This is a genomic window from Mesorhizobium sp. M2A.F.Ca.ET.067.02.1.1, from assembly GCF_004023285.1.
Classification (GTDB): Bacteria; Pseudomonadota; Alphaproteobacteria; order Rhizobiales; family Rhizobiaceae; genus Mesorhizobium.
Window position 1 is genome coordinate 1 of sequence record NZ_RZSB01000379.1, and the last position, 5,729, is coordinate 5,729.

The window sequence follows — 5,729 nt, forward strand, 5'->3', positions numbered from 1 at the left end:
AATCTCAACACGCCTTAGCGGAGTCGATACTCGCACGATCATCCAAGACGGCCATGACGGTCCCTCCTAAATCCTGCGCATCGCGACAGGAGGAGGTTCGGCATGGCTGGTGGTGTTCTGGGCGATCCACAATCCTGGCAGCAAGTGCTGGCGCTTGTCTTGGCCGCGACGGTCGTCATGGGCAGTCCGGGACCGGCGACGATCAGCGTCACCGCCGTCGGCGCGGCTTTCGGTCTGAGTCCTTCCCTGAGTTACACCGCGGGCGTCGTGCTCGGCACGATGGCCGTGCTTTTGGCGGTGGCGGCCGGGATTCTCGGCCTACTGACCTCGGTGCCGGGAGTGGCGCCGGTGCTGGCGATCCTCTCGGCCGCATACATCCTTTATCTCGCCTTCAAAATAGCGACCGCGCCGCCATTGGCCGAGCGCGGGAGCACGGCGACGAAGCCCGATTTTCTCGGCGGCTTCACGCTCGCCGTCGCCAATCCGAAGGCCTATGTGGCGATCGCCGCGGTTTTCGCCGGCGCCCGGTCGCAAACCGATGCGCTGGGCGCTTCAACCAGGCTGCTTGTGCTAGCCGCGATGATCGTCGCCATCCACGTCGTGTGGCTGCTCGCAGGAACGGCCTTCGCACGGTTCCTGCGCCATCCGCTGGCGTCGCGGGTCATCAACCTGGTGTTTGCCGCGACGCTGGTGCTGACGACCTTGCTGGCGGTGCTGCGGTAGCGGATCAGGTCCTGTCCGTTACGCCGAGTTCCGCTAGGCGCTTGACCGCCGTCGGCGGCATGGGCGGCGGGTTCGGCGCCTGCGCGGCCTCGACAAGCATCTGGTCGCAGGCGGCTTCCGTCTCGCCGATCAGCCGCTGCATGAATTCCTCCTTGCCGAGCCCTGGCGGGATAGGCGGCAGGAAGCGGGCCTTGATGGTGCCCGGATAGCGCAGGAACTTGCGGCGCGGCCAATAGAGGCCGGCGACATGGGCGACCGGCACCACGGGCACGCCCAGCTGCGTGTAGATCTCGACGATGCCGTATTTGTAGGACGGCTCGGCGCCCGGCGCGCGGCGCGTGCCTTCGGGATAGATGATCAGTTGGCGCGGGTTGCGGTCCATCTCCTGTCTGGTCGCGACGACGACCGCTTTCAGCGCTTTCGAACGGCTGCCGCGGTCGACCGGGATCATGCGCATCTTCATGATGTACCAGCCGAAGAAAGGGATCCAGGTCAGCTCGCGTTTCAGGATGTAGAGCGCGTCGTCGAGATAGGGGAAGAAGGCGATCGCATCCCAGAAGGACTGATGCTTCGGCGCCAGGATGAAGGACCCTTCGGGCAGGTTCTCGACACCGGTGATCTCGCTCTTCGTCGCGGCGATCTTGTTATAGAGCCACATTGAGGTCCGTGACCAGAATTTCGGCACGAACCAGGCACGGTGGCGCGGCGCCAGGAAATAGAAAGGGGTCCAGAAGATCATCTGGACGATCAGGCTGAGATAGAAGACGAGGTTGAACGCCAGCGAGCGGATGATGAGCATGCAAGGGGCCCGTGAGGAAGTGTGCGTTGGTTACACCAAGCGGCGGCAAAAAGGAAACGCCGCCACGGTCGAAATGCCGGCCACTCTTGGTTTGCCGCAATTCCGGACGGAAAACCGCGATGCACTTTTCCTGGAATTGCTTACAATGACCGCGCCAGCCGCTCCTTGAGGCGCGGCGCTGCAAAATCGAGGAAGGCGCGCAATTTCACCGGCAGCCGGCCCTGGCCGGCATGGACGAGGCTTACCGGCCAGGGCGGCGACTCGAATGGCTCCAGCACCACCCGCAGCGTGCCGGCGCGCACGCCGGCGTCCGCCTGGTAGGAGAGCACTTTCGTCAGGCCAAGCCCGGCGATGGCGGCATCGATCGCCGCTTCGGCGGTGTTGACTTGCAGGCGCGAGCGGACCGGGATCGTGGTTTCCGTCTTGCCCGCTCCGAAACTCCATGTCGCGGGAGAGGCAAGGCCCTCGAAGGTGACGCAGCTGTGACCCGCAAGCTCAGATGGTTTCTCCGGCGTGCCCTGCGAGGCAAGGTAAGCCGGGCTTGCGCAGACGATGCGGCGGATCGAGCCGACGCGGATCGCGACCATGGCCGAATCCGGCAGCTCGCCGATGCGCAGGGCCAAATCGATATGCTCCTCGACCAGTTGGGTGATCCGGTCCGACAAGGTCAGGCGGACGTCCACCTGCGGATAGATGGCGAGAAAGTCGGTGATCACGGGCAGCACATGCAGGCGGCCGAAGACGACCGGTGCCGTGATGACCAGCTCGCCTGTCGGGCTCGAATATTCGCCCGCAGCGGTACGCTCGGCCTCATTCACCTCATCGAGAATGCGGCGGCAGGCGGCGAGGTAGGATTGGCCGGCATCCGTCAGCACCAGGCGCCGCGTCGAGCGGTTGAGCAGACGCGTCTTCAAATGCTTCTCCAGGTCGGAGAGCTTGCGGCTCACCGTCGCCAACGGCACGCCGGCACGCCTGGCAGCGGCGGAAAGGCTGCCTGCCTCCACCGTAGCGACGAACAGGGACATGGCGTCGAGGCGATCCATTATTCTTCCGAAATCTGGAAGGGTGAATTGCAAATATGCTCTCTACATCCGATTTTCGGAAGAGGGTAATGACATGCCATCCTGTCCGAGGAGCGCCGGCATGAACGAATTCACCAGCGACGTCGCCTTCACACCGACCGTCAAGGCGATCCAGTCGCGCAAGGGATCGCGCGATTCCTATGCGCGCGTCGAGCAGCGCGGCGGCTGGCGGGCCACGATCACGCCGGACCTTGCCGCCTTCATCGAAGCGCAGTCCAGCGTGTTCCTTGCGACGGCCAATGCCGAAGGCCAGCCTTACATCCAGCATCGTGGCGGGCCGGCCGGCTTCCTCAAGGTGCTGGACGAGCACACGATCGGCTTCGCGGATTGCTCCGGCAACCGCCAGTTCATCACCCAGGGCAACCTGCAGGACAACGACCAGGCCTTCCTGTTCCTGATCGACTATATGCTCAGGCAGCGCATCAAGGTCTGGGGCAGGGCGCGGGTCGTCGAAAACGACCCGGAGCTGACGGCGAAGCTGATGCCGGCGGACTACAAGGCAAAGCCGGAGCAGGCGATCCTGTTCACGGTCACGGCGTGGGATGCCAATTGTCCGCAGCACATACCGCAGCGTTTCGAGGCGGCGGATGTCGCGGCGGCGCTCGCCGAGCGCGATCGGCGCATCGCCGGCCTGGAGCAGGAGATTGCCCGCTTGCGAGATAATTTGGAGGCTAAGGTCTAGTTCTTCACCGCGGTCGATGCTTGGGCAAGCGTCATGCCCTCGGGCGTCGTGCGAAGCGGCAGGAAGCCGCGCGCCAGCGAGAGCACATATTTGCTGTATTCGGTCAGCAGCACGCGCAGCGCTTCCGGCTTGGTCAGCCAGCCGCCATTGCCGAGATTGGTGTTGACCACCGGATAGGGCTCAAGGCGCGCGCCATGCAGCAGCCGGCCCATCTCGAGCAGGCTGCGCGGCATGTGGTAATTGTTGGTGACGATGATGATGCTGCCATAGGCGTGGTTTTCCACCCATTTGGCGCTTTCTTCGGCGTTGCCGATGGTGTCGAGCGCGGCACGGTCGATGTCGACACAGCAAGAGAAGAGCCGCTTGTCACCACCCATCGCCGCCTGCAACTGGCGTTTGGTGGCCGACGGATGGACGCCGCTGATCAGCAGCCGTTCCCCTTTGCCGGACGCCAGCAGGTCCATGGCGGCGTCGAGCCGCGACTGCCCGCCGGTGAGCACGATTATGGCATCCGCCCTGGCCGGATCGAGCGGGGTCGTCATATGGCTGACCTTGTCGGCGAACCAGCCGAAGCCGCCGGCAAAAAGCACCAGCGCGGCGAGAGCGACGAAAGCGCAGACGCGCAGGGCGAGCCGCAGACGACCGGCGGGGGCGGCGGCGCGCGCAGGCACTGCCGGCATCCGTCCAGCCGTCTCGATCTGCTCCCGCGCTTCCATCATCCCCAGGTTAATCCTGAAAGCTTCTAATGGTTAACTCCGAAATGCGGCCTTTGATAGGTGAGGCGGCGCACTTTGCGTTACGGCATCTGCCCAAGCCGTGATCGTTGCCTTGTTTGTATGCAACGCCTTCCACGGGCTTTCGGCTGGAGCTCATGGATCAGCCCGCGTCCGGCTGGCGAACGTCGATGTCGCTGAGATAGGCGACGACGGTCGCGTGCGAGGTGGCCGCGGTCAGCGCGCCGATCACAAGCACCATCAGGCCGACGCCGAAATAGCCGGCGGAGCCAATGGCGAAATTGCCGAATAAGGCGGTCGCCTGGTCGGCCTCGGGCGTCGCCATGTTGCGCGACGACCACCAAGAAAAGACGATGAAGACGACGATCGCGAGCGCTCCGCCGGCTGCCGCGCCCTTCATGCCGGTGACCAGGAAATGCCAGCGGAATTCGCGCGCGATGAAACGCGCCTCGGCGCCGACGAAATGCAGCACCTCGATGATATGGCCGTTACCGGCCATGGCGCCGCGCGTGGCGAACACCACCGTCAGCACCGTCGCCGAGAGCATCAGCGCCAGAACGGCGATGCCGATCGTCACCGTGGTGTGCGCCATGGCGACGAGGCGGTCCACCCAGGTGCGGTGGTCGTCGAGCGCGGCGGTCGGGATCTTGGGCGTGATGGCGGCGCGCATGGCGGCAAAGTCAGGCGGGCTGGCCTCGTCGATGGTGACGATAATGAGGCGCGGCACCGGCAGCTCGTCGATGTTGAGGCCGCTGCCCAGCCATGGTTCCAAAAGGCGCGCCGTCGCGTCGCGGTCGATGATCTTGGTGCCCTTCACACCGGGGAACTCGCTGGCGATCTGCGAGGCCTGCGCAAGCGCCGCCTCCATGTCGAGGCCGTCGGCCGGCTTGATCTGGATCGTCGCCTCGCGCGAGATCTGGTTCTCCCAGACCGAGGCGGTGTCGCGCACCAGCGTCACCGCGCCGAAGGTGAGACAGGACAGGAAGGTCATGATGGCGATGACCAGCACCAGCGCCCGCCCGGCGATGTTCTGCGCCGGCACGATCGGCGCCGTCTTGCGCTGGACGCGCCGGACCGTCACCGGCGCCTCGGCTTCATCCTGGAGGTGATCGGCCGGAAAGTCAGTCATAGACGTCCAACCTTCCACCGGCCAGAATCATACGACGCGCATCGACCTGCTCCATCAGGCCGAGGTCATGGGTGGCGATGACGACTGCGGTGCCCAGCCGGTTGAGCTCGATGAAGAGTCTCAGCAGCCGGCGCGCCAGCGGCGGATCGACATTGCCTGTGGGCTCGTCGGCCAAAAGGATCTCCGGCTGCTCGATCAGCGCGCGCGCGATCGCGGCGCGCTGCTTCTCGCCGCCCGACAGCACCGGCGGCAGCACATGCATGCGGTCGCCAAGGCCGACCCATTTCAGTAGCTCGGTGACGTCGGTGCGGTAGCTCGCCTCCTCGCGCCCGCGCACGCGCAAGGGCAGCGCGACATTCTCGTAGGTCGTCATATGGTCGAGCAGGCGGAAATCCTGGAACACCACGCCAATGCGGCGGCGCAGCAGCGGCAATTCGCTGCGCGAGATGCGCGACCGGTCCTTGCCGAAGATGGTGATCAGGCCGCGCGTCGGCTTCAGCGACATGAACAAAAGGCGCAGCAACGTCGTCTTGCCGGCGCCCGAGGGGCCGCTCAGGAACTGAAAGGAGCGCTCCGGAAT

At 65.0% G+C, this 5,729-nt stretch carries 7 protein-coding genes; 2 read left to right on the top strand and 5 right to left on the bottom strand.

Features of this window, described 5'->3' with window-relative positions; translation table 11 throughout:
* Positions 1-102 precede the first annotated feature (102 nt).
* A complete protein-coding gene (locus EOA28_RS22620) occupies positions 103-723 on the top strand; it encodes a LysE family translocator (protein ID WP_127252566.1) in 621 nt (206 codons plus the stop codon).
* A 4-nt stretch (positions 724-727) separates the two neighbouring features.
* On the opposite strand, the gene EOA28_RS22625 is transcribed toward EOA28_RS22620, so the two are convergent.
* The gene (locus EOA28_RS22625) at positions 728-1,522 is read right to left on the bottom strand and encodes a 1-acyl-sn-glycerol-3-phosphate acyltransferase (RefSeq protein ID WP_128315289.1); all 795 of its coding nucleotides are present in this window, start codon (positions 1,520-1,522) and stop codon (positions 728-730) included.
* Positions 1,523-1,662: 140 nt separating this feature from the next.
* Positions 1,663-2,565 (bottom strand): LysR family transcriptional regulator, encoded by a 903-nt coding sequence (locus EOA28_RS22630; RefSeq protein ID WP_126081021.1) that lies wholly within the window; start codon positions 2,563-2,565, stop codon positions 1,663-1,665.
* 100 nt (positions 2,566-2,665) lie between these two features.
* On the opposite strand from EOA28_RS22630, the gene EOA28_RS22635 reads away from it, so the two are divergent.
* Entirely contained in the window at positions 2,666-3,286 is a 621-nt protein-coding gene (locus EOA28_RS22635) for a pyridoxamine 5'-phosphate oxidase family protein (RefSeq protein WP_128315290.1), read from the top strand.
* Here the strand turns inward: EOA28_RS22635 and EOA28_RS22640 are convergent.
* The 3 genes from EOA28_RS22640 to EOA28_RS22650 all read right to left on the bottom strand — a co-directional run.
* Entirely contained in the window at positions 3,283-4,005 is a 723-nt protein-coding gene (locus tag EOA28_RS22640) for a YdcF family protein (protein WP_127252568.1), read from the bottom strand. The genes EOA28_RS22635 and EOA28_RS22640 overlap by 4 nt on opposite strands.
* 157 nt (positions 4,006-4,162) lie before the next feature.
* Entirely contained in the window at positions 4,163-5,149 is a 987-nt protein-coding gene (locus EOA28_RS22645) for an ABC transporter permease (protein WP_126081024.1), read from the bottom strand.
* The coding region (locus tag EOA28_RS22650) for an ATP-binding cassette domain-containing protein (protein ID WP_128315291.1) at positions 5,142-5,729 on the bottom strand (588 nt) is incomplete at its 5' end. The genes EOA28_RS22645 and EOA28_RS22650, both read right to left, overlap by 8 nt.

Coding starts and splice junctions, on each gene's coding strand:
- EOA28_RS22620 (WP_127252566.1), top strand. CDS start 103: ATGGCTGGTGGTGTTCTGGGCGATCCACAATCCTGGCAGCAAGTGCTG.
- EOA28_RS22625 (WP_128315289.1), bottom strand. CDS start 1,522: ATGCTCATCATCCGCTCGCTGGCGTTCAACCTCGTCTTCTATCTCAGC.
- EOA28_RS22630 (WP_126081021.1), bottom strand. CDS start 2,565: ATGGATCGCCTCGACGCCATGTCCCTGTTCGTCGCTACGGTGGAGGCA.
- EOA28_RS22635 (WP_128315290.1), top strand. CDS start 2,666: ATGAACGAATTCACCAGCGACGTCGCCTTCACACCGACCGTCAAGGCG.
- EOA28_RS22640 (WP_127252568.1), bottom strand. CDS start 4,005: ATGATGGAAGCGCGGGAGCAGATCGAGACGGCTGGACGGATGCCGGCA.
- EOA28_RS22645 (WP_126081024.1), bottom strand. CDS start 5,149: ATGACTGACTTTCCGGCCGATCACCTCCAGGATGAAGCCGAGGCGCCG.